Origin of the sequence: Kangiella sp., from assembly GCF_048265365.1 — a bacterium.
GTDB lineage: Bacteria > Pseudomonadota > Gammaproteobacteria > Enterobacterales > Kangiellaceae > Kangiella.
This window is the reverse complement of record NZ_JBLXBT010000002.1, coordinates 605914-627301: the sequence shown is the minus strand read 5'-3', so window position 1 is coordinate 627301 and position 21388 is coordinate 605914. Positions and strand designations below refer to the sequence as shown.

Genomic DNA, 21388 nt, shown 5'->3' with positions numbered 1-21388 from the left:
GTAAAAAAAGGCGCATTGAGCGCCTTTTTTATTAGTTGTTACTTTTTGCGATTGAAGTGATCGGTTATTACCTGCGAAACACAGGTGGTGAGTTTTTTTGCAAAAGGAATATGCAAAAACTCATTTGGGCCATGCGCATTAGAGTTAGGTCCTAACACGCCGGTAATCATGAACTGTGCTTTAGGAAATTTCTCGCCTAGCATTCCCATGAATGGAATAGTGCCGCCTTCACCCATATACATGGCGGGTTTGCCATAAACCTTTTCGGAGCTACGCGCTAACGACTCGGCTAACCAGGGTGCAACATCGGGTGCATTCCAACCATCGCCATCCTGATCCGGTTCGAAACTTACTTTGGCACCACTCGGTGGGTTCTCGGTTAGAATTTTGGTTAATGCTTCTGTCGCTTTTTTACTGTTGGCTGTGGGTGGCAAACGTAACGATAGTTTTATCGAAGTAGTTGGGCGCAGAACATTACCAGCATTTTCAATTTCTGGCATACCCGCAATACCGGTATACGATAGCGCTGGTCGCCAGTTTCGATTAAGTAAGCGTTCGAAATTATTTTCTGCCATCGGCTCAACGGCTTCAACGAACGGATAGGCTTCGACAATTCCATCACCCAACACTTCGGCAACTTTGAGTGTTTGCTCTAATCGCTGATGAGGAATGTCAGCATAAAATTCTTTGGGCAAAAGGCGACCGCTTTTATCATCTTCAAGACGATTAAGCAGTTGGCGGATAATTCGGAAGGATGAAGGAACCACACCACTGCCCATGCCTGAGTGAATGCCTTCACGCAAGACATCAACTTTCAAGGTGCCGCTGGTCATGCCCCGCAAACTCATGGTGCACCATAGTTGCTCATAATTACCTGCACCAGAATCCAGACAAATGACTAATGAGGGTTCGCCAATACGATCTCGCAGCTGGTCAATGTAATAGGGCAGGTCATAGCTGCCGGATTCTTCACAGGCTTCGATAATCACTACGGTGCGCGCGTGTGGTAATCCCTGCTTTTGAATGGCCATCAGGGCTGTTAATGATGCATAAGCTGCGTAACCATCATCGGCGCCACCACGACCATATAACTTGTCATCGCGCATGACCGGAATCCACGGCCCCAAACCTTCTTCCCAGCCCGTCATTTCAGGCTGCTTGTCTAAATGTCCATACATCAGGATGGTGTCATCACTTGGATTATTGGTGCCATCGCTGGCCGCGATTTCCATGAATATAATCGGTGTTCTACCTTTAATACGCACGATTTCCAGTGTTTTATTGGGAATGTCCTGGGCATCGCACCAGTTAGCGATCTGCTGCACCGCCTGCTCCATATAGCCGTGCTCATCCCATTTAGGATCAAAGTGGGGGGATTTGTTGGGGATTTTGATGTATTCAATTAACTCAGGAACAATCTCGTCGTCCCATTTTTTATCGATAAACTCTTGTGCCTTCTGGGTATCCATAAAAGTCTCTTAATGTTTGTTGGGCCTGTTCACAATTATTTTACATAAGTTTCGGTTAAACTGTAGAGCTCGAATGTAAACAAATATGGGGTAAGACTATGTTTAAGGGAAGTATGTTTATAAGAACAGTTACTGCAATGAGCTTGATGCTGGTGTTTAGCGGCCAGACTTTTGCTCATGCGGATTCAAAAAATGAAGTCGAAATCAAAGCACAGAAGTTAACGGATGGTATTTATGTGTTGTTTGGACAAGGTGGCAATATTGGCTTGTCGGTTGGTGACGATGGTGTCTATATGATTGATGACCAGTTCGCGCCACTGAGCGATAAAATTAAGGCTACCATTGCTGGAATTACTGATCAGCCCGTGAGCTTTCTAATCAATACTCACTGGCATGGCGACCATATTGGCGGCAATGAAAACTTTGCTAAAAGCGGTACAGTGATTGTGGCCCACGATAATGTCAGACAGCGTATGAGCACAGGACTTGAAATGTCAGCTCTGGGCCGTAAAGTTGAGCCTTCACCAGAAGCAGCATTACCGGTTGTGACTTTTGATAGTGAAATGAGCTTACACCTTAATGGTGATGAAATGCGCGTGTATCATGTCGCCAAAGCACACACCGACGGTGATGCAATTATCTACTTTGCCAAAGATAACGTCTTACACATGGGCGACACCTACTTCAATATTGGTTACCCCTTTATTGATGTCAGCAGCGGCGGTACTGTCGATGGTTACATTGCAGCGGTTGAAAAAGGCTTATCGTTAGCCAACGACGACACGCAGATCATTCCAGGCCATGGCCCAATGTCGAATAAAAAGGAGTTGTCGGAGTTTATGGCTATGCTAAAAGACTTACGTAGCTCTGTCGCAAAGTTGAAAGACAAAGGCATGAGTCTGGAAGAAGTGTTAGCGGAAAAACCAAGCGCAAAATACGATGAAGAGAATGGCAAAAACTTTATTAAACCGGATCAGATCGTCACCTTTATTTACCATACGTTGTGATTTGCTGACCATGTAGAGGTAGAAGTATATTTTTTGGATGTTACCTATTGGGCTTTTGAAGGCTAAGAGCAGATTCTGACTTTCGTCAGAATGACAAACCTCTGGGCTGGTGCCATTTCTTTGGGTATAACTCCAAATATCACTCTTCTTTCGAATGTACTCGGATAATTACAAGTTAGAAAACTATAAAAGGCATGTCATTCTGAATTTAATTCAGAATCTGCTCTTCGTCTTTTAAAAAAGGGCGGGTTTATAAACCGCCCTTACTTAAGAATCCGACCTACATAAATTTATTAAATAATCGTAAACGCTAACTTCAATCGATTCAGCATTTCTGCCTGAACCAACTGCCCTTTTTGGATCGGGCCAACACCTTCTGGTGTGCCAGTAAAAATCAAATCTCCCGGCTGCAAAGCTATGTGCTTTGACAGTTCGCTGATAACTTCTGGGATTGACCAGACCATGTCACTGATATCTGCCGATTGCCTGATGTCGTTATCAACGGATAAGGATATTTTGCCAGAAGTCACTAAGCCTAATTCTTCTTTAAGAATGATTGAGCTGATGGGTGCAGATTGATCAAAACCTTTTGCTAAGTCCCAGGGACGCCCTTTGCTTTTGGCTTCGGCTTGTAAGTCACGCTTAGTCAGGTCAATACCTAGCGCATAGCCTAAAATACAGTGTTCTGCCTGCTCGACGGACACCGAATCAGCTGGTTCGCCAATGGCAACTACCAACTCTACTTCGTGGTGTAAGTCATTGGTCATGCGAGGATAGGGCAGTTTTTTCGGGTTTACGACAATAGAGTCTGCGGGCTTGCTGAAGAAAAAAGGAGCTTCTCTACCGTCATCACCCATCTCACGCGCATGGGCGGCATAGTTGCGTCCTACGCAATAAATTCTTCTTACTGGAAATTGACTGTCATAAATCGGTTCGGAACCGGTTGAAAAGCCTTCATCACTATCGGAATCAATCACATTGATAACAGGAATCATTGGAATGGCGGCGGGATCAATTATGGTCTTCATCAGTTGGTCATAGAGTTAATATGAGTTTGTCAGTACAATACTCGCATCACATCGAATTTTCCAATTTAAAGCTGATTATGAACCTGTTTAAGACATTATCGTTAGTTTTCGTTATTTGTGTAGGTTTTTTGACTGCCTGTTCGCAACCGAAACCAGAAATTGAAATAGTTGACCCATGGTTACGTCTGATGCCGGAAGGTGTTAAAAGTACCGCTGGTTTTGTGACTATCAAAAACAATACAGACTCACCGATTGTGTTAAAGGATGTGTCGTTAGATTGGGCCAAATATGCCATGTTGCATGAGTCAAAAGTGGTCGATGGCATGGCTAAGATGCAGCACCTGGATGAGCTAGTTATTGATAATGAACTGGTTTTCCAGCCGGGCGCGAAGCACATCATGATTATGGGGGTGAACGAGCCGCTTGTTGAAGGCAACAGTTATAATATTCGTTTACACTTTAAGGACAGGGAGCCTCTTGAGGTTGCATTTAAAGTCCGCCAAGCTAATTAATATCAGAACAAACGTCGGTTAATTGATAGGGAAAGGTTAAACATGAGTGAATCTAATCGTGAGTTTGATGAAGTGACCGGTAATGGCCGCGGACGAAGAAAATGGTCTGCTGTCTTGGCCACTATTATTGTACTGCTGGTACTGATGTTAGTGTTTATCTTTATCTGGAGTTCAGAGCCTGATCCGGTTGATATCAATGCGATTGAGCAAAGTTACACAGGAGAGGTTCCACGCGGTTACGTCACGGTAGAAACCACAGCGCAAATTGTCGAAAACCTGCTGAATAAAAGCGGTGGTTTTTTAAGTAATGACATCATGCCACCAAGTGTATTTATGGACAATATGCCCGCTTTTGAATTTGGCGCTTTGGTGCAGATTCGTGATATAGCTCAAGTACTTCGCAACGATATTAGCCGCTCTCAGTCGCAGTCGCTTGAAGATGAATCGCTAAAGTTCGCTGAGCCGGCTTTTAACATTGACCATAGAAAGTGGATGTTTCCAAGAGCGGAACGTGAATATCGCAAAGGCGTTAAACTGTTAAGAGAATATCGTGATCGTTTGGCTGATCCGCAGGACTCCAATACTCAGTTTTATGCACGCTCCGACAATCTTCGCTCATGGCTATATTTGGTCAGCAAACGCTTGGGTGGCTTGTCGCAACGATTAAGTGCCAGCGTCGGCCGTTCCAGAATCAACACCGACTTGGCTAATGATGCATCAGCAGAACAGTCCACACCGTCCAGTTCGATTGTTACTGTGACAACACCGTGGATGGAGGTTGACGATGTGTTCTGGGAAGCGCGTGGCGCAACCTGGGCACAGATTCAATTACTCAAAGCTATCGAGAAAGATTTTGCTCATGTATTGGAAGATAAGAATGCGCGCACCAGTTTTCAGCAGATTATCATGGAGCTGGAAGCGACCCAGGAGCCTATTTGGAGCCCAATGATATTGAATGGTAATGAGTTTGGTTTCTTCTCTAACCATTCGTTGGTGATGTCTTCCTATATTTCCCGAGCCAATGCCGCAACCATTGATTTAATTGATCTATTAAAAGGCGGTTAGACAATGATTTGAGTTATTTTTTATAGCTGCAAGCTATTAAATTTATAAAGACAATCAATTTTATTAATCATCTTTAAAGCCGCATAATAACTCCTGAAACGAGTAAATACAGATTGTTTCAGGAGTTTCCCTCCTAACACTTCTGAAGCTGTTTGAATTGCTCAGCTTTTACCCCCTGTAGAAAGTGAAGTCATTCTCTAATTGTTTTCTCTATTGGAGAGCTGTTTATTAGAGAATGTGACATCCCCATTTGGCCCTTCCCCAAGGGCCTTTTTTCTTTCAGTGCTTATCTTGCCTTGATACTGCGTTGCAAACGGTGCAAAAAGATTAATAGGCTGTGACTAAACCCTTTTGCTAAACTGGGCATCTAAAGATTAAACTCAGCGATGATCATAACCTTGCAAGCACAGCCCATAGAACAAAAGGACTTAGATAACCAAGCCCAGCTGGTCGCTTTAGCGAAGCAGGGAGATATGCAGGCGTTTGAGAGTTTATATCGGTTGTTCAGCAACAAGATTTATTTGTTGTGTGTACGGATGACAGGACGTCCAGCGCTGGCTGAAGAGCATATGCAGGATGCTTTTATTAAAGCCTGGCAGGCGCTGCCAAATTTTGCAGGCAATAGTAAATTCAGTACATGGGTATACCGCATTGCGGTCAATGTAGTGCTTAACGAACAACGTAAGAACCATATTGAGATATATGCGGATCAGGACTGGCAACAGGCCTTTGAAGATGAGCTGTCGGAAACGCATCATCCGCAACAGATTGACTTGGAAAAGGCGATTGTGAAATTGCCGGCCCAAGCTAGAAATGTGTTATTGCTGCATGATCTTATGGGCATGACCCATGAAGAAGTAGGCGATACATTAGGCATCGCCAGCGGAACTTGTAAGGCGCATTTAAGCCGCGCACGAGTATTGCTCAAAGAGCAGTTAGATCGATAACTGAACTTTGTACTTAGAACATCTGATTAGGTAATTTAAATAGGTAATGGTATGACAGATAAACAATTAACAGAGCAAGAGACTAATGCGCTTATTGAGCGCCTGCAGCAATTGCCTGATGCCATTGAAGCGCCAGATCGCTGGAGCCAGATCAAGGCAAAGCTTGAAGCCGAAGCTGCGACTGGGTCTGACACAAATGCCGACAATGATCAGGTGAAGCAAGCAACACATCGAAAATTCTGGCAACCAATGGCTGCAGCAGCGGTATTGGCGTTGGCGGTAACTCTTTATACCATTTCGCCGTGGCAGCAGAACTCCACTGAATCGTCGATGCTCGTTGAAACAATTACTGAATCAGCCACTCAATCCCACTCGAGTTTTAATATGACAGTAGCTAGTTTGCAATTGGCCAACAGCCAATATTATGCCAAGCTCGGTTATCAGCTCGATCAATCACAAGTTGGGCTCGACCCCGCAGTACGTCAATCTTTAAAGGACCTACGAAGCGCACAACAACAATATGCTGGGGCACTTAAGCAACAGCCGAATGATTTACAGCTGCAACAGCAGTTAATTGAGATGTATCAGAAAGAAAGACATCTTCTGCAGAAGATTATTGCTTGATACATCATCCAGAAACAAAAAAGCCTGCTTTGAGCAGGCTTTTTTGTGGAACTTGAAAACGGATTAGCTGTTTTTAAAAGCTTCGATGCCTTCAAGGATTTCTTGCTTGGCGGCTTCTGAGCCTGCCCAGCCATCAATTTTGACCCATTTGCCTGGCTCAAGATCTTTGTAATGTTCGAAGAAGTGTTCGATCTGGTTGCGTAACAACTCTGGAATCTCTTCAATTTCATGAATGCCTTGATACATTGAGCTAAGTTTACCCGTTGGGATAGCAACAAGTTTGGCATCTTCACCAGATTCGTCACTCATTTTCAAAACGCCAACTGGGCGACATGTGATCACACAACCTGGAAGCAATGGGAAAGGTGTTGGTACCAATACGTCAACTGGGTCGCCATCTTTAGATAATGTTTTGTTTACATAACCGTAGTTGGTCGGATAGTGCATACAAGTTGCCATGAAGCGGTCAACAAACAAAGCGCCGGTTTCTTTATCGACTTCGTATTTGATCGGGTCGCTGTGTGCTGGAATTTCGATAATGACGTTAATTTCATCCGGAGCATTTTTACCCGGGCCTACATTGTCCAAGCTCATTGTTTTACCTTTCAGTGTTAGGAGTTTTACCCAAAAGAACGATGCGCCAAAGCGGCATTCAGACCGTTCAATGTTCGAAGGGCGCGTATTATAACGGCCTTTGTTCACAAAATAAATTGAATAATCGGTGAACATCTTGCGTAAAAATTGTACAAACCGAAAAACTGCTATAGACTGAATTCGAGGTTTGTAAAAAACCGATAACAATCAAAGATATAAACATCAATACAGCATTAAATACAACAATCGATATGACAATGGGGGATGTATGACAGACAACATGATCTTGCCACCACTATTAGGCTTAATAGGTTTGGCTTTTGCATTTATCATTTATTTCGTCGTTAAGCGATATCCAGAAGGTGACGACAAGATTAAGAAAATCGGTAACGCCATTCACTCTGGCGCCATGGTTTTCATGCACCGAGAATACCGAATGCTCGCACTGTTTGCGGGCATTTTGTTTATTATACTGTGGCTTTCTCCGCTAGGCGGCAACACTGCTTTGGCATTTGCCGTGGGTGCGATATCGTCAGCTTTGGCTGGCTATATCGGTATGTACACAGCAACCAAAGCCAATGTTAGAACGACTACAGCCGCACATACCAAAGGCGCCGCCGAAGCGTTAAGCGTGGCCTTCTTTGGTGGTTCGATCATGGGTCTTTGCGTTGCATCGCTGGGCCTGATGGGCTTGGGTGGTCTTTACTGGTATTTCGGTGGTGACCCAGAAACGGCTCACTATATCCATGGTTTCGGTATGGGCGCTTCATCAGTAGCGCTGTTTAGTCGTGTAGGTGGTGGTATTTTCACTAAGTCAGCAGATGTTGGCGCCGATTTAGTGGGCAAGCTCGAAGCAGGCATCCCAGAAGACGACCCGCGTAACCCTGGAGTTATCGCTGATAACGTAGGTGATAATGTGGGTGATGTGGCTGGTATGGGCTCGGATATTTTCGAATCCTACTGTGGCGCTATGATCGCCTCAATAGCGATTGCTGCAACCATGGCTACCTCCGATCTGGGCGCGCAAAATGTATTAATGGCAGCACCGCTGGCATTAGCTTCAGTCGGTTTAATCTGTTCTATTTTAGGCATCATGCTGGTCAAATTAATGTCCAGTAATAAGCCCGAAGTAGCGCTTCGTGTGGGTACGATTGGCGCGGCGGTGTTGTTTGTTATAGCCGCTTATTTCTTACTGCAAAACATGGAAATCTCCAATAATGTTTGGCTGGCAGTACTATGCGGTGCCGTGGGCGGGATCATTATTGGCCTGGTCACAGAGTATTACACCTCAGGTGCCCCCATTCGTCATATTGCTAAGTCGGGAGAAACCGGCGCTGCAACCGTGATGATTTCAGGACTTGCCGTAGGTATGCAATCTGTCGTCGTGCCAGTATTAACCTTGGCCGCCATTATCTTTATTTCTACCGAGCTGGCAGGAGTATACGGTGTTGGTATTGCCGCAGTTGGTATGTTGGCAACCGTCGGCATCACAATGGCCATCGATGCTTACGGACCAGTAGCCGATAACGCAGGCGGAATCGCTGAAATGGGTGGTCTGGGTAAAGAAACGCGTGATATTACCGACTCATTAGACGAGTTGGGTAATACCACCGCAGCCATCGGTAAAGGCTTTGCTATCGGCGCAGCAGCTTTGGCGGCGCTGGCGATTATCGTGGCCTTCGTTGAAACCGTGAACGCCAAATACGGTGCAGAAGACTTTATTTTGCACATCGGTGATCCACAAGTGTTGATGGGGTTATTCATCGGCGGCCTGATTCCGTTCCTGATTGCGTCAATTACCATGACCGCAGTGGGTGATGCAGCCTTTGAGATGATTCATGAAATCCGTAGACAGTTCAGAGAAATCGCTGGCCTGCTGGAAGGCAAGGCAGAACCAGACACCGAAAAATGTGTCGCCATTGCAACCGATGCCGCACTCAAGAAAATGATACTACCGGGTGTTATCGCCGTAGCAGCCCCACCATTGGTAGGCTTCCTGCTAGGTGCTGAAGCATTAGGTGGCATGTTGGGTGGAGCCTTGGTTAGTGCAGTCTTATTAGCACTAATGATGGCCAACGCCGGTGGAGCCTGGGACAACGCCAAGAAATACGTAGAAAAAGGCAATCATGGTGGTAAAGGTTCCGATGTTCACGCAGCCACTGTGGTCGGTGATACTGTAGGCGATCCCTTCAAGGATACATCAGGGCCATCGATGAACATTTTGATTAATGTTATGGCGATCGTGTCCTTGGTCATCGCCCCATTATTGTAGGAAGCGTCTAAATTTACCTCTGGCTTTGTTAAATGAACGGGTTACTTTCGTCATTCACTATCTTGTGAAATCCTTAAGTAACCAGTCCATCTGCCGTGCCAGAGGGCGAATATATTTCGCTTCTCCGATCTTGTGCTGCAATTCAATCAATTTGTCCCTCAGCGTTAACGATGTGTGAGGGGCGGTAGGGGCAGACCGATGTGTCTGCCCGATACCTTTCCCAGCAGTAACTACAATTCGATACACGCAGAAAATTCATATTTGGCTAAACCTTTGCTAAAGTGCTAAACGCACCTCAAAAATAATTATAAAAGCTCAATTATTCTTATAAATTATTGTTCAAGGATTAGATATGAACTGTAAATATCATCTACACAAAAAAGCTTTGTGGCATTGTAATCACTGCGATACTCCCTTCTGTATTGACTGCTGCGATGTTGAACCTGGCATGCATTCTCCACGCTGTTTATTGTGCCGAAACCACATGGATTCTTATGGATTAAGCGATCATGTCGAACCGTTCTGGAATAAGCTAAGCCTATTTAATGGTTACCCATTTCAAAAGAATGCTATTAATTTTCTGGGTGTTTTTATGGTTATGGCTTTTGTGGTGGGGGTTATAAATAACTTCATTCCGATATGGTTAATTAATGTAATACTAAAGTTAATTCTTTTCTCTGTGGGCATCACTTATGTATTCAGTGTGCTAACGAAAGTAGCTAGAGGTAACTTCGAGGCACCCAGCTATGATGAGGTTAACCTGAATAATTCTTCAAATATGACAGGTAAAGTGATTGGACTTTATCTTTTTTTGATAGGTACAGGTATAACGATTACTGTAACATTCGGATGGATCGGTTTATTGAGCGCTTGGGTAGCATTAGGTTTCTTTTTGCCAGCGATGATGATTAACTTGGCCATGGTAAGGAGTATTGAAGCTGCTATAAATCCCGCTGATTTGCTCAGAACTATTGTAGGTATCGGCTGGCCTTATTTACTGCTGGTTTTATTTGTGTATTTAATTGGAATTGGCCAAGAGTTTGCCCAAAACACCATTTATTTCTGGCTACCTGAGTTCATTTCATACCCACTCATTTATGGGGCTCTTGGCTTCTTTCATATCATGATGTTTAGCATGCTTGGTTATGTGGTTTATCAGTATCATGCCGAGCTTGGCTACGGCATTAATGCCGAACAAATTATGAATAATGAGAATGTGCAGCAAGTTGAAGAGCTTAGAAAGCTAGCGCATTCCGATGTATATATCCAGGAAGGGCGCTTTGATGATGCAGAAGCTGTGCTGTATGAGACTGCCAAAAATCCTCAATACAGCTCGCTGGCTTTAGAGCGCTTAATTAAATTAAATATGGCACGTAATAATCCCGTGGCGACAGTCAAGGCAGCGCGTGCCTATTATGATCAAAAAGACTTATTCAAACATGCGCCCAAGGCGTTAGCTTTGTACCAGGAAATTGATTCATTTGAGCCTCTTTTTAAACCAATGAATGCTAATGCTCGCGCAGTGTTGATTGGGGCGATTCGTAATCCGAAGTTATTGCCAGTCGTAGAAAAATTGACTACCGATATGCAGGAAAAGCTTGAGCAGGATCCTGCTTTGGCTCAGGCACTGTCAGCAGAAGCTAAGTTTTATGCCGAAGTGATGAACGATGATGATAAGGCAATTGATTTGTTGGAGAAGTTGCTCGCTAAATTCCCACACGGCAGCCATAAAATAGAAGCTGAAAGGTTATTAGGTATCTGCATGAATATGAAGCAGTCGCTTAAACCTAACGCATAGATCGCTATAAAGTTAAAGCGCTATAGGATTAACCCTGCTGTAGCGCTTTTTTTGCTTCTTGCCCGGCAAAGGTATCGGGGTACTTTTGACTAATAAACCCTAACACTTTTTGCTTTCCTTGCCAGTCACCATTTTGTCCGGCGGCAAAAGCAAAATGCAGCAGCAAATCAGGCAGTTTTTCTAGGTCATGATAGTGCTGAACCAATAGTGTGATAATCGGCTTGATAGGTTCAGTCTTTTTATGACGCACCTGCTTGCGGGAAAAATCCAATAAGATATTGGCTGGGATAGGTTTAAAGCCGATACCATTATGCTTAAGATCGTTTAAGCACTGTTCTGCAAGGGGCATGAGCGAGTCATTGTGTACAGAAGCCTGCATAATATCGGCGCATAAAGTGGCATAGTAACTAGACTCTGGAGATGCTTTTTCTAAATTATAGAGGCGGCTTAAAACATCTTTGTTGTGTGGCTGATCGCGAAGAATCGCGTAGAAATGAGTTTTAGCCTGTTCAAAATTTAAGCCCTGAGTGGCCGCCACCGCTTGTTTATAGTGATTATCAATTCGAGCAGCCTGGTCATCTTGTGCTGGCACATCAATTAGTTCAGTAGTGTTCTCTGTGGTTGTGGTAGCTGCCTGAGGACTGAGTCTGATCAGCTTTAATAACCAGACACAAATAGCGCCACCCAGCAATCCACCAAAGTGAGCCATATAGGCAACATTGTCACTGCTCATACTATCCTGTACTAATTCTTTTGCCAGCCAATAAAACAAGACTAAGGCAGCAGGCAATCGAACATAATTAAAGATCACAAAAACCCAGTAGAAATAGCGAATACTCTTCAATCCATACCAGGCGGCAAATCCTCCCATCAGACCTGCAATAGCACCGGATGCCCCAACCAGCGGCACAAACTTGTCATCGGTGGTGATAGCGAAGAAGGTCACCGCTGCTAATCCTGACAGGATGTAAGTGGTGAACATTTTGGTGCGACCCATTAATAATTCGAGGTTGTAGCCAAACAAAAATAGGAAGATCATGTTGCCAATCAGGTGGCCTATATCGCCATGCATAAACATGTGGGTAAAGGCTGTAAATAGACTCGGGTCAGAAGGGAAGAAGGCGTATTGGAAAAGAGACGCTTCGGCCAGAATTGATTCTAGCTTTTCTCGTTTCTCGCGCCATTCTACTGAGTAATCCGAACGAGACTTAACGTATTTGGCAAACTTCTGGTCGAGCAAAATATGCTGTACTAAATATTCATCAGGAATATTCGAATTGGTCAATGCGTCATACAAGTCACCGCGCTCTTCAAAAGAGTAGTCCTCAAGCGCTTTCTGCTCGAGGCTAAGCATGTCTTCCTCAATATAAAAATCTATACCTTGATAAAAGATATCATCGTCGTTTGATTGCAATGAAAAAAAAGCGACGACGTTTATCAGAATAATAAGGATGGTCAAAATCGGCGGATTTTGCTTTGAAATTCGGTTTTCGGCTGGTATTAGTAGCATTATTCTAGTTATTCATTTCCCTCGAAGGGCTTACTCTAACTGATTTTGGTTGTCTTGTTAAAAGTAAATTAACCCTTTTTTCCAATAGAGCCGTTTGTATTAGTGAACAATAAAATTCATAAGAACAAAGGAGAAGGGTATGAAAATCATCAGCGCCAGCGTTCTAGCACTTATCGTGACCTGTGCTTTGATTCTGTTAATGAGCCAGCTTATAACCAGTAACGCAGAGGTTCCGCAAAGAGAAAGCGTAGTCCAATTGACGGAAACACCGTTGCCACCAGAAAAAACAAGAACCAACCGTCGACCACCAGAGCCACAGCCGCCAGCTGTTGCGCCATCTGCTGGGGATGCCTTGCCATTACGGCCATCAACGGTGGATACTCGGGAGCTTCCTACGGTTGATATGCCACCTGTTGAGATCGCCTTTGAAGGAAGCCCGATTGGGGCATTCTCAGCACCAGAGCTGGTACAAAGTAATAGTGCCATGCCGTTATATCAGGCGCAGCCGAACTATCCCATGATAGCAGCAAGTCAGGGCATAGAGGGGTGGGTATTATTGCAGTATGACGTGGATACCAGCGGTACCTTGTCCAATATTAAAGTGGTTGATGCGCAGCCAAGAAGGACATTTGATCGTGAAGCAGTAGCTGCGCTTAAGAAATGGAAATTCAAACCGGCCATGGATAATGGGCAGCCAATGTCGGTTAAAGGTCAGACCGTTAAAATTGAGTTTAACCTGGAGAAGGATTGAGAATGTAGCATGAATAGTAGGGTGCGTCACGACGCACCCTACAAAAGCGTAACCCTTCAAAACATTTAAAGCCCTAAACTTTAAACTTGGTTTTAAGCTTCTTTTTCACCAATTCATTTTTAAGCTCAACATACTGCGGTAAGCCATTTTTGTACGGCGGGTATGATTCGCCCTGAATGAGTGGCTGAAGATATTGGCGGCATTCTTCGGTGATGCCAAAGCCGTCGCGTGTAATATAGCTGCGTGGCATCATTTTTTCGACATTGGCTACATCGGCCAATTTGGCTTCGCCAATCGTCCAGCTATATTTCTTGGTGTTTTTACGAACAATGGTTGGCATCACAGCGTTTTTACCGGCATCAGCAAATTCAACCGCGGCTTTACCCACGGCATACGCCTGATCAACATCGGTGGCAGAAGCAATATGACGTGCAGCGCGTTGCAGGTAATCAGATACCGCCCAGTGATATTTGTAGCCAAGCTCGTCTTTAATCATATTGGCAACAACAGGGGCTACACCGCCTAATTGCTTATGGCCAAAGGCGTCAACTGTACCCGCGTCAGCCAGGAAGGTGCCATCTTTATAAGCTGTACCTTCTGAAACTACAATCGCGCAATAACCGAATTTCTTAACGGTGCGCTCCACTTTCTTGAGGAATTTTTCTTTATTGAAGGCAATTTCCGGGAACAGAATAATATGTGGCGCATCGCCTTCTTTTTCGCAAGCCAGCCCACCCGCTGCGGCAATCCAGCCAGCATGACGGCCCATCACTTCCATCACGAATACTTTAGTGGAAGTTTCTGCCATCGACTTAACATCAAAAGCTGCTTCGCGAATCGATACCGCAACGTACTTAGCCACTGAGCCGAAACCAGGGCAGTTGTCAGTAATCGGTAAGTCGTTATCAACCGTTTTTGGAATACCAATGCAGGTGATTGGATAGCCCATGGTTTCGCTTAACTGCGACACTTTATGCGCCGTGTCTTGCGAATCACCGCCACCGTTATAGAAGAAATAGCGAATATCATGCGCCTTGAACACTTCAATCAAACGTTCATATTCAGCTTTGTTTTCTTCAATACTTTTTAATTTATGGCGGCAAGAACCAAAAGCACCGGATGGCGTGAACTTAAGTCCAGCTATATCCTTTTTCGATTCTTTGCTGGTATCGATTAACTCTTCGCGAAGTGCGCCGATAATACCGTTTTTACCGGCATACACTTTGCCGATGTTCTTAGAACCGCGTGCTGTTTCAATCACGCCGCACGCAGTTGCATTGATCACTGCAGTTACGCCACCAGATTGGGCGTAAAACGCGTTGTATTTTTTCTTAGCCATTATATTTCCTCTTAAAGCTTGTGCCATTGGGCTTTTAATTCGCTACAGCGCCACAAAAATCATTGTTAAAATTGACTCAAAGCTCTTCATTTATAAGCTCATAAAATCATCGCTTATCGTCAATTTCGCCTCGCTTTTTGTTTTGCTCATGACGCGAATTATTCAGCCCCTCAGCAAATTCTGGTTGTGCAGGGTATCAAGACCCACAAAATTGACGCGATTTTACCTTATTTCGAGAATTATCGCTTCAATAGATGACGGATTTTTCTGCTTCGCTTATGATTATCCCCACATCTTTAGAAACAACATCAATAACATGCATATTCATATTCTTGGCATCTGCGGTACTTTCATGGGTGGGATTGCTTTGCTGGCAAAACAGCGCGGCATCTCTGTCAGTGGTAGTGACCAGAATGTTTACCCGCCGATGAGCACTCAGCTGGAAGAGCAGGGGATTGAGCTAATCCAGGGCTTTGACCCAAAGCATATCCCTGAGCACACCGATTGTGTGGTGGTGGGTAATGCTATGTCGCGCGGCAATCCTTCGGTGGAATATGTGTTGGAGCAGGGCTTAAATTACCGCTCAGGCCCGCAATGGCTGGCTGAGAATATCATCCACGACAAATGGGTACTGGCGGTGTCAGGAACCCACGGCAAGACCACCACAGCCAGTATGCTGGCCTGGATATTGCAATATGCTAATCTTGATCCGGGCTTCTTAATTGGTGGTGTTCCGGAGAATTTCGGTTTGTCGGCACGAGTGAGTGAGTCACCATTTTTCGTAGTCGAAGCCGATGAATATGACACTGCCTTTTTCGACAAGCGTTCCAAGTTTGTTCACTATCGCCCGCGCACTTTGATTATGAACAACCTTGAATATGATCATGCGGATATTTTCCCCAACCTTGAAGCGATTAAAACCCAGTTCCATCATCTGTTACGCATTGTGCCGGGCAATGGACTGGTGATTTACCCAAAATCTGATGCCAATTTGCAGGGCGTGGTTGACCGAGGGCTATGGTCGGGCAAAGAGCTAATCGGTGATAAGCAAGGCTGGCAGCATAAATTGCTGCAAGAAGACGGCAGTCACTTCGAAGTGTTTTTTGCAGGCCAAAAACAGGGCGAGGTGAACTGGCCATTGATTGGTTTGCATAATGTGAATAACGCCTTGGCTGCGATTGCCGCGGCACGTCATGCGGGTGTGCCAGCCAGTCATTGTTGCGATGCTTTGGCTGAGTTTAAAAACGTTAAACGTCGCATGGAGTTGAAGGGCGAAGCAGGTGGCGTGAAGGTCTATGATGATTTCGCCCATCATCCGACAGCGGTGAAAACCACGCTTGACGGCTTCCGCGCCAAAGTTGGCGAGCAGCGTATTATTGCGATTGTCGATTTGCGTTCGGCAACCATGCGCTCCGGGATTCATAAAGACACTTTGCTGGCTTCGCTTAAAGGTGCTGATCGAGTGATTATTCATAAGCCCGCCGAGTTTGACTGGCAATTTCCAATAGAGCAGGTCAATCAGTTCGATAGTCTACAAATTTTATCGGATGTTGATTCGATACTGAATTCACTGTCGGAAATGGTACAATCGGGCGACAACATTCTTGTGATGAGCAATGGCGGCTTCGGAGCCATTCATCAGAAACTACTGCAACAACTGGCGGCTGAATGAGCGAACCATCTTTGAAGCAAACAGGCAAAGCAATCACGCTGGCGGTGACCGGTGCTTCCGGCGCGCCCTATGCGTTGCGTTTGCTGGAACAACTGTCACAGCACTATGACACCGTCTATTTAATGTTGTCGAGCGCAGCCCGTGTGGTGTTTGCTACCGAGGTCGAGGTGCAGGTCAGCAAGGCGCCGAGTGTCATTGAGAAAGAACTGTCACAACATTTAGGGATTGCTGAAGGTAAGATCAAAGCATTTTCCAGCGACAACTGGATGGCACCTGTGGCGAGCGGTTCTAGCGCACCAAAGCAGATGATCATATGCCCTTGCAGCACCGGCACCTTGAGCGCGATTGCTCATGGCGCATCAGATAATTTGATTGAACGTGCCGCTGACGTGGTACTGAAAGAACGTGGACAATTGTTACTGGTGCCGCGCGAAATGCCTTATAACACGATTCATTTGCAAAATATGACCAAGTTATCGGAAATGGGTGTGACCATTATGCCGGCATCACCAGGCTTTTATAATAAGCCAAAGACTATTGATGATCTGGTGGACTTTGTGGTGGCACGGATCCTTGATCATTTGGATATTGACCACACCTTAGGTCATAGATGGGGCTATTCTGGTAATTAGTTCTAGGTATTAGTCTGAGACAATAGTACTGAGTATTGCGTACGGACAAGTTATGACTTGTCCCTATTTTTTCAGAGCAACATATACTCGCTCTTGGTAGGGCAGATCAATGTGTCTGCTCAGCTTCTATATTTTGTAAGCGTGGCCTATAGGCAAAAAACTGCTACGGCACACCAAAACCAACAAAAGCATGGTAATTAAATGACAAAAGCATTATCCATTTCGAATTTAAGCAAAACCTACAAGAACGGCGTGCAGGCTTTGAAGGGGATTGACCTGGAAGTTGAAAAGGGTGATTTCTTTGCATTGCTTGGGCCGAATGGCGCTGGTAAATCAACAACCATCGGTATCATTAGTTCGCTGATCAACAAGTCGGGCGGCAAGGTGCAGGTGTTTGGTCATGACATTGATAGTGACTTAACCAATGCTAAGAAAATGCTGGGGCTGGTGCCGCAGGAATTTAACTTCAATATCTTTGAAGGTGTCGAGCAGATTATCTGGCAACAGGCAGGCTATTACGGCATTGGCCGCAAAGAAGCGAAGAAACGTGCTCAGCCTTTGCTGGAACAGCTCGGCTTGTGGGATAAACGTAACAGCCCAGCGCGAGAATTATCTGGCGGTATGAAACGTCGCTTAATGATTGCGCGCGGCTTAATTCACGATCCGAAATTGTTAATTCTGGATGAGCCAACCGCGGGTGTGGATATTGAAATTCGCCGCTCGATGTGGGAGTTCATGCAGGACTTGAATGAAAAAGGCACAACGATTGTTCTGACTACCCACTACCTGGAAGAGGCGGAAAGTCTGTGCCGTAATATCGCGATTATCAACCATGGTGAGATTGTTGAAAACACCAACATGAAATCCTTACTCGCAAAATTAGACATGGAAACTTTTGTATTGGATACCACGGGTCTGCCACAACAGCTACCGACAATAGATGGTTATGAAGTGCGTCGTCGAGACGATACTACCCTTGAGGTCGATGTACATAAAGGTGCTGGTGTGAATGGTGTTTTCGCAGCGTTAAGTAAACATGAAATTACGGTGCTCAGTATGCGCAACAAATCAAACCGTTTAGAGGAATTATTTGTGAGACTGACTGAAGATCAAGCGGGAGGGCAGAGCTCATGAATTACGTTGCATTCAAAACCATTGTCACTAAAGAAATTATCCGCTGGACCCGCATCTGGTCACAAACCTTGCTGCCACCAGCAATTACCATGACCTTGTACTTTGTTATCTTCGGTAATCTCATCGGCTCCCGTGTCGGTGAAATGGACGGCTTTGGTTACATGGAATACATCGTGCCTGGTCTGATTATGATGTCGGTTATTACCAGTTCATACGGCAACGTTGTGTCCTCATTCTTCAGTGCAAAGTATCAGCGCTCCATCGAAGAGATGATGGTATCGCCAGTGTCTAACTGGGTTATTTTATTTGGCTTTGTGGGCGGTGGCGTCTTACGTGGTTTACTTACCGGTCTTATTGTCACCATCATTGCTTCATTTTTCGTAGAATTAAAAGTCTACAATCCCTATGTGGTGGTCAGCGTGGTCTTTTTGACCTCAGTCCTATTCGCGATTGGTGGTTTCCTCAACGCGCTATTTGCACGCAAGTTTGATGATGTGGCGATTGTGCCAACTTTTATTCTAACGCCATTAACCTATTTGGGTGGTGTCTTTTACTCAATCAGTTTGTTGCCTGAGTTTTGGCAGGCCGTTTCAAAAGCCAATCCAATAATTTATATGGTAAACGCTTTCCGTTATGGATTTTTGGGCGCTTCTGATATTGGCATCGAAATAGCATTTATTCTGATTCTTGTCTTCATCGTGGCATTAACCAGTCTATCGATTTACCTGTTGAACCGAGGTACTGGACTTCGTGCCTGATCAAGAAGCCAATCGTGTTATCCCTATCTTTCCGCTACAGCGGGTCGTTTTTCCTGATAGCGTGCTCAGACTACAAATATTTGAGCAACGCTATCTGGACATGATCGCAAGGCAACTATCGCAACAACAAGGCTTCGGCGTCACCCTGATAAAAAAGGGTAACGAAGCAGGCATTCCTGCAACGCCCTTCGAGTTTGGTACCTATGTCGAAATCGTCGATTTTGACCAAAAAGACAATGGTTTATTGCTCATAACCTGTGTTGGCCAAAAGCGATTCCGTATCAACAGCCAAACCGTCATGCCCGACAAACTCATAACCGCCAATGTGTCCTGGCTTGAACCGTTAAAACAGCGGGCAATGACCGACGATCAGTCAGAGCTACTGCATCTGCTCAGTGACCTATCTAAGCATCCTCAGGTGGATATTCTAGATGTACCTGAACGCTGGACTGAACTAGGTTTTGTATTGGAACGATTAACCGAATACATGCCCATTACCGAGCGGCAAAAACAGGCAGTACTCGAAGAGTCGGATCTGGATACCCGCATTGCCATGCTGTATCAAATGTTGGGCTGGTTGGCCTAATATTGTCAATTTCTTAATATTCTGAGAGAATCCCAAGGTTTTTTATAACTATTAAATCGAGGGAGCTTATGAAGACAATAAGAAATTTATTACTTATCTCAATGGTAATTACGCTAAGCGCATGTGCTACAAGATTAACAAAACCAGAAGGCCCAGCACAGGCACCAGAAACAGCATTTCGAGCCTACAAAAGAGTTATCCTAACTCCAATCACTATTTCTCCGGATTTTGCAGAACATAGTTCTAACCAAGCAGCGAGAGATAAAATGGATAACTATTTGAAGCAATTAATGTCGTCAACATTTAAAGACGTGGAGTTTGAAATGGTTGATGATGCATCTAAAGTTGTGCCTAACGGCAAGAGAACATTGGTTATTCAACCGCACATAAAAGAAATTAAGTTCGTTAATACAGCCGCTAGAATTTTTGCTGGAGCAATGGCTGGAGGCTCGGCAGTTCTAATGGAAGTATCAATGGATGACATTAATGCTAATAAGTCGATTGGAAAACCTGAGTTCTATGCAGATGCCAGTGCTTGGTCAGGTTGGGGAGCTGACAATAAGGTGCTAAATAAAGTGATTGAAGATATTAACTTCTATTTTAGAACCAACTACTAATATGAATACCAAAAAAAGCCTGCATCATTATGCAGGCTTTTTTTTTGCCTGATAGTTGAGGTTAAATTAAAACAACATAAGAAACCGTCGGAATCTTTTACAAAAACCACCTTGAGTCATAAAAAAACGGATCGACTAGTTAACATTTCTCAACTAAATCAATTAGATAAAAATTTTGGCACGGTTTATGCTTACTACATAGATGAACACAGCAATTGTGTTTTATCCCCAGCTAAATTCTATTGAGACTAGCTTTCTGCTAGAAGCTGAATAGAAAGCAGCTTATCAATGCGCAAGCCATTAGCCCACCGAAAGGTGGGCTCTTTTTTTGTCTGAAAGAAATCTACTGGTGTTGGTTAGTCACGGTGAAGTTTTACCGTTGGGCCTTGGCTCACCAAACTATCATGACCAATAGAGCGGTCGCACAAGCACGCCACCTGCCGGAAATAAAAAAAGCCGCTTACTTCGCAGTAAACGGCTTTTAATGTGCCTAACCTAACCGATGCTTACATCGATATAATAAGTTCATCCAAATTACTGAGCACCACCACGCATGCTATTCAGCTCTTGAATCCAGACTTGGACTTTAGGTTCTTTTTCCGTCATCGCAGCGATTAAGCTTGATTGGTAGTCCTGCTGTTTTTTCTGCAGTTCGGGATCATTCATGATCGCTGTACGCGCTTGAATGAATTCCTTCTGATATTGAATTAACTGTTGCTGCATCTTCTTGGCTTCTTCAGAAGCTGGGTCGGCTTGTTGTAACTTCTGCTGAAGCGCAACAAACTTCTCTTCTTTCTCTTTCGGGAAGCCTGCTTCTGCTGCTACATCATTAAAGCTCTTTTGAAGTTCATCCTGCTGTTTTTTTAGTTCGGTATTCTCTTCAATCACCTGCTCTTGAACATTAGCTAACTTAGTTTGTATCTCCATTACTTTCTGTTGCGACTGTGCCTGTGCGGATTGTTGAGCCACTGGCGGCTGGTTCGCTTGTACCGACGCAACTGCAAATAAACTTGCTAATGGTAGGACTAAAAGTTTTGTCGTAAGTCTCATAAATTTTCCTCATGCTCATGACT

20 protein-coding genes are annotated in these 21388 nt (G+C 44.6%); 14 read left to right on the top strand and 6 right to left on the bottom strand.

What is annotated here, in order from left to right; translation table 11 throughout:
• Nucleotides 1-38: 38 nt before the first annotated feature.
• The gene (locus ACN0VI_RS12040; RefSeq protein ID WP_417446973.1) at nucleotides 39-1469 is read right to left on the bottom strand and encodes a M20 family metallopeptidase; all 1431 of its coding nucleotides are present in this window, start codon (nucleotides 1467-1469) and stop codon (nucleotides 39-41) included.
• Between the two features lie 113 nt (nucleotides 1470-1582).
• Here ACN0VI_RS12040 and ACN0VI_RS12035 point away from each other — a divergent pair, with 113 nt between their 5' ends.
• Entirely contained in the window at nucleotides 1583-2476 is an 894-nt protein-coding gene (locus tag ACN0VI_RS12035; protein ID WP_417446972.1) for an MBL fold metallo-hydrolase, read from the top strand.
• Between the two features lie 293 nt (nucleotides 2477-2769).
• Here the strand turns inward: ACN0VI_RS12035 and ACN0VI_RS12030 are convergent, their stop codons facing one another.
• Nucleotides 2770-3504 (bottom strand): fumarylacetoacetate hydrolase family protein, encoded by a 735-nt coding sequence (locus tag ACN0VI_RS12030; RefSeq protein WP_417446971.1) that lies wholly within the window; start codon nucleotides 3502-3504, stop codon nucleotides 2770-2772.
• A 20-nt stretch (nucleotides 3505-3524) separates the two neighbouring features.
• Between ACN0VI_RS12030 and ACN0VI_RS12025 the strand changes: the two genes are divergently transcribed.
• From ACN0VI_RS12025 to ACN0VI_RS12010, 4 genes are all read left to right on the top strand, one after another.
• Complete coding sequence (locus ACN0VI_RS12025) at nucleotides 3525-4016, top strand: copper chaperone PCu(A)C (protein WP_417446970.1); 492 nt, start codon at nucleotides 3525-3527, stop codon at nucleotides 4014-4016.
• A 42-nt stretch (nucleotides 4017-4058) separates the two neighbouring features.
• Nucleotides 4059-5081, top strand: coding sequence for a DUF2333 family protein (locus ACN0VI_RS12020; RefSeq protein ID WP_417446969.1), 1023 nt, complete (start codon nucleotides 4059-4061; stop codon nucleotides 5079-5081).
• Nucleotides 5082-5467: 386 nt separating this feature from the next.
• A complete protein-coding gene (locus ACN0VI_RS12015) occupies nucleotides 5468-6028 on the top strand; it encodes an RNA polymerase sigma factor (RefSeq protein WP_417446968.1) in 561 nt (186 codons plus the stop codon).
• A 51-nt stretch (nucleotides 6029-6079) separates the two neighbouring features.
• A complete protein-coding gene (locus tag ACN0VI_RS12010) occupies nucleotides 6080-6652 on the top strand; it encodes a hypothetical protein (RefSeq protein WP_417446967.1) in 573 nt (190 codons plus the stop codon).
• 63 nt (nucleotides 6653-6715) lie between these two features.
• On the opposite strand, the gene ppa is transcribed toward ACN0VI_RS12010, so the two are convergent.
• Complete coding sequence (gene ppa, locus ACN0VI_RS12005; protein ID WP_417446966.1) at nucleotides 6716-7246, bottom strand: inorganic diphosphatase; 531 nt, start codon at nucleotides 7244-7246, stop codon at nucleotides 6716-6718.
• 268 nt (nucleotides 7247-7514) lie between these two features.
• Here ppa and ACN0VI_RS12000 point away from each other — a divergent pair, with 268 nt between their 5' ends.
• Nucleotides 7515-9518, top strand: a complete 2004-nt coding sequence (locus ACN0VI_RS12000) for a sodium-translocating pyrophosphatase (RefSeq protein ID WP_331889706.1) — start codon at nucleotides 7515-7517, stop codon at nucleotides 9516-9518.
• 352 nt (nucleotides 9519-9870) lie between these two features.
• Nucleotides 9871-11316 (top strand): hypothetical protein, encoded by a 1446-nt coding sequence (locus ACN0VI_RS11995; RefSeq protein WP_417446965.1) that lies wholly within the window; start codon nucleotides 9871-9873, stop codon nucleotides 11314-11316.
• 28 nt (nucleotides 11317-11344) lie between these two features.
• On the opposite strand, the gene ACN0VI_RS11990 is transcribed toward ACN0VI_RS11995, so the two are convergent.
• Entirely contained in the window at nucleotides 11345-12826 is a 1482-nt protein-coding gene (locus ACN0VI_RS11990) for a rhomboid family intramembrane serine protease (protein WP_417446964.1), read from the bottom strand.
• A gap of 139 nt (nucleotides 12827-12965) precedes the next feature.
• On the opposite strand from ACN0VI_RS11990, the gene ACN0VI_RS11985 reads away from it, so the two are divergent.
• Nucleotides 12966-13577, top strand: a complete 612-nt coding sequence (locus ACN0VI_RS11985; protein ID WP_417446963.1) for an energy transducer TonB — start codon at nucleotides 12966-12968, stop codon at nucleotides 13575-13577.
• Between the two features lie 73 nt (nucleotides 13578-13650).
• Here the strand turns inward: ACN0VI_RS11985 and ACN0VI_RS11980 are convergent, their stop codons facing one another.
• Nucleotides 13651-14916, bottom strand: coding sequence for a 6-phosphofructokinase (locus ACN0VI_RS11980; RefSeq protein WP_417446962.1), 1266 nt, complete (start codon nucleotides 14914-14916; stop codon nucleotides 13651-13653).
• A gap of 316 nt (nucleotides 14917-15232) precedes the next feature.
• Here ACN0VI_RS11980 and mpl point away from each other — a divergent pair, with 316 nt between their 5' ends.
• The 6 genes from mpl to ACN0VI_RS11950 all read left to right on the top strand — a co-directional run bounded on the left by mpl (nucleotide 15233) and on the right by ACN0VI_RS11950 (nucleotide 20315).
• On the top strand, nucleotides 15233-16588 hold the full coding sequence (gene mpl / locus ACN0VI_RS11975) for a UDP-N-acetylmuramate:L-alanyl-gamma-D-glutamyl-meso-diaminopimelate ligase (protein ID WP_417446961.1): 1356 nt from the start codon (nucleotides 15233-15235) through the stop codon (nucleotides 16586-16588).
• Nucleotides 16585-17220 (top strand): flavin prenyltransferase UbiX, encoded by a 636-nt coding sequence (locus ACN0VI_RS11970; protein WP_417446960.1) that lies wholly within the window; start codon nucleotides 16585-16587, stop codon nucleotides 17218-17220. The genes mpl and ACN0VI_RS11970 overlap by 4 nt, the downstream gene beginning before the upstream one ends.
• A 201-nt stretch (nucleotides 17221-17421) precedes the next feature.
• Nucleotides 17422-18354 (top strand): ABC transporter ATP-binding protein, encoded by a 933-nt coding sequence (locus tag ACN0VI_RS11965; protein ID WP_331889720.1) that lies wholly within the window; start codon nucleotides 17422-17424, stop codon nucleotides 18352-18354.
• Nucleotides 18351-19112 carry an ABC transporter permease gene (locus tag ACN0VI_RS11960; RefSeq protein ID WP_417446959.1) on the top strand — a complete coding sequence of 254 codons (762 nt, stop codon included), beginning with the start codon at nucleotides 18351-18353 and terminating at the stop codon, nucleotides 19110-19112. Before ACN0VI_RS11965 ends, ACN0VI_RS11960 begins: the two co-directional genes overlap by 4 nt.
• Nucleotides 19105-19698: an LON peptidase substrate-binding domain-containing protein gene (locus tag ACN0VI_RS11955; RefSeq protein WP_331889724.1), complete on the top strand. Its 594-nt coding sequence runs from the start codon at nucleotides 19105-19107 to the stop codon at nucleotides 19696-19698. The genes ACN0VI_RS11960 and ACN0VI_RS11955 overlap by 8 nt, the downstream gene beginning before the upstream one ends.
• 68 nt (nucleotides 19699-19766) lie before the next feature.
• On the top strand, nucleotides 19767-20315 hold the full coding sequence (locus tag ACN0VI_RS11950; RefSeq protein WP_417446958.1) for a hypothetical protein: 549 nt from the start codon (nucleotides 19767-19769) through the stop codon (nucleotides 20313-20315).
• A gap of 534 nt (nucleotides 20316-20849) precedes the next feature.
• Here the strand turns inward: ACN0VI_RS11950 and ACN0VI_RS11945 are convergent.
• A complete protein-coding gene (locus ACN0VI_RS11945; protein ID WP_417446957.1) occupies nucleotides 20850-21365 on the bottom strand; it encodes a hypothetical protein in 516 nt (171 codons plus the stop codon).
• Nucleotides 21366-21388: the final 23 nt, after the last annotated feature.

Excerpts from the sequence above, each read along its gene's own strand:
- ACN0VI_RS12015 (WP_417446968.1), top strand. The coding sequence starts at position 5,468 with ATGATCATAACCTTGCAAGCACAGCCCATAGAACAAAAGGACTTAGAT.
- ACN0VI_RS11990 (WP_417446964.1), bottom strand. The coding sequence starts at position 12,826 with ATGCTACTAATACCAGCCGAAAACCGAATTTCAAAGCAAAATCCGCCG.
- ACN0VI_RS12010 (WP_417446967.1), top strand. The coding sequence starts at position 6,080 with ATGACAGATAAACAATTAACAGAGCAAGAGACTAATGCGCTTATTGAG.
- ACN0VI_RS11945 (WP_417446957.1), bottom strand. The coding sequence starts at position 21,365 with ATGAGACTTACGACAAAACTTTTAGTCCTACCATTAGCAAGTTTATTT.
- ACN0VI_RS11965 (WP_331889720.1), top strand. The coding sequence starts at position 17,422 with ATGACAAAAGCATTATCCATTTCGAATTTAAGCAAAACCTACAAGAAC.
- ACN0VI_RS12020 (WP_417446969.1), top strand. The coding sequence starts at position 4,059 with ATGAGTGAATCTAATCGTGAGTTTGATGAAGTGACCGGTAATGGCCGC.
- ACN0VI_RS11970 (WP_417446960.1), top strand. The coding sequence starts at position 16,585 with ATGAGCGAACCATCTTTGAAGCAAACAGGCAAAGCAATCACGCTGGCG.
- ACN0VI_RS11985 (WP_417446963.1), top strand. The coding sequence starts at position 12,966 with ATGAAAATCATCAGCGCCAGCGTTCTAGCACTTATCGTGACCTGTGCT.
- ACN0VI_RS12030 (WP_417446971.1), bottom strand. The coding sequence starts at position 3,504 with ATGAAGACCATAATTGATCCCGCCGCCATTCCAATGATTCCTGTTATC.
- ACN0VI_RS12040 (WP_417446973.1), bottom strand. The coding sequence starts at position 1,469 with ATGGATACCCAGAAGGCACAAGAGTTTATCGATAAAAAATGGGACGAC.
- ACN0VI_RS11980 (WP_417446962.1), bottom strand. The coding sequence starts at position 14,916 with ATGGCTAAGAAAAAATACAACGCGTTTTACGCCCAATCTGGTGGCGTA.
- ACN0VI_RS12000 (WP_331889706.1), top strand. The coding sequence starts at position 7,515 with ATGACAGACAACATGATCTTGCCACCACTATTAGGCTTAATAGGTTTG.
- ACN0VI_RS12025 (WP_417446970.1), top strand. The coding sequence starts at position 3,525 with ATGAGTTTGTCAGTACAATACTCGCATCACATCGAATTTTCCAATTTA.
- mpl (WP_417446961.1), top strand. The coding sequence starts at position 15,233 with ATGCATATTCATATTCTTGGCATCTGCGGTACTTTCATGGGTGGGATT.
- ACN0VI_RS11950 (WP_417446958.1), top strand. The coding sequence starts at position 19,767 with ATGAAGACAATAAGAAATTTATTACTTATCTCAATGGTAATTACGCTA.
- ppa (WP_417446966.1), bottom strand. The coding sequence starts at position 7,246 with ATGAGCTTGGACAATGTAGGCCCGGGTAAAAATGCTCCGGATGAAATT.
- ACN0VI_RS12035 (WP_417446972.1), top strand. The coding sequence starts at position 1,583 with ATGTTTATAAGAACAGTTACTGCAATGAGCTTGATGCTGGTGTTTAGC.
- ACN0VI_RS11995 (WP_417446965.1), top strand. The coding sequence starts at position 9,871 with ATGAACTGTAAATATCATCTACACAAAAAAGCTTTGTGGCATTGTAAT.
- ACN0VI_RS11960 (WP_417446959.1), top strand. The coding sequence starts at position 18,351 with ATGAATTACGTTGCATTCAAAACCATTGTCACTAAAGAAATTATCCGC.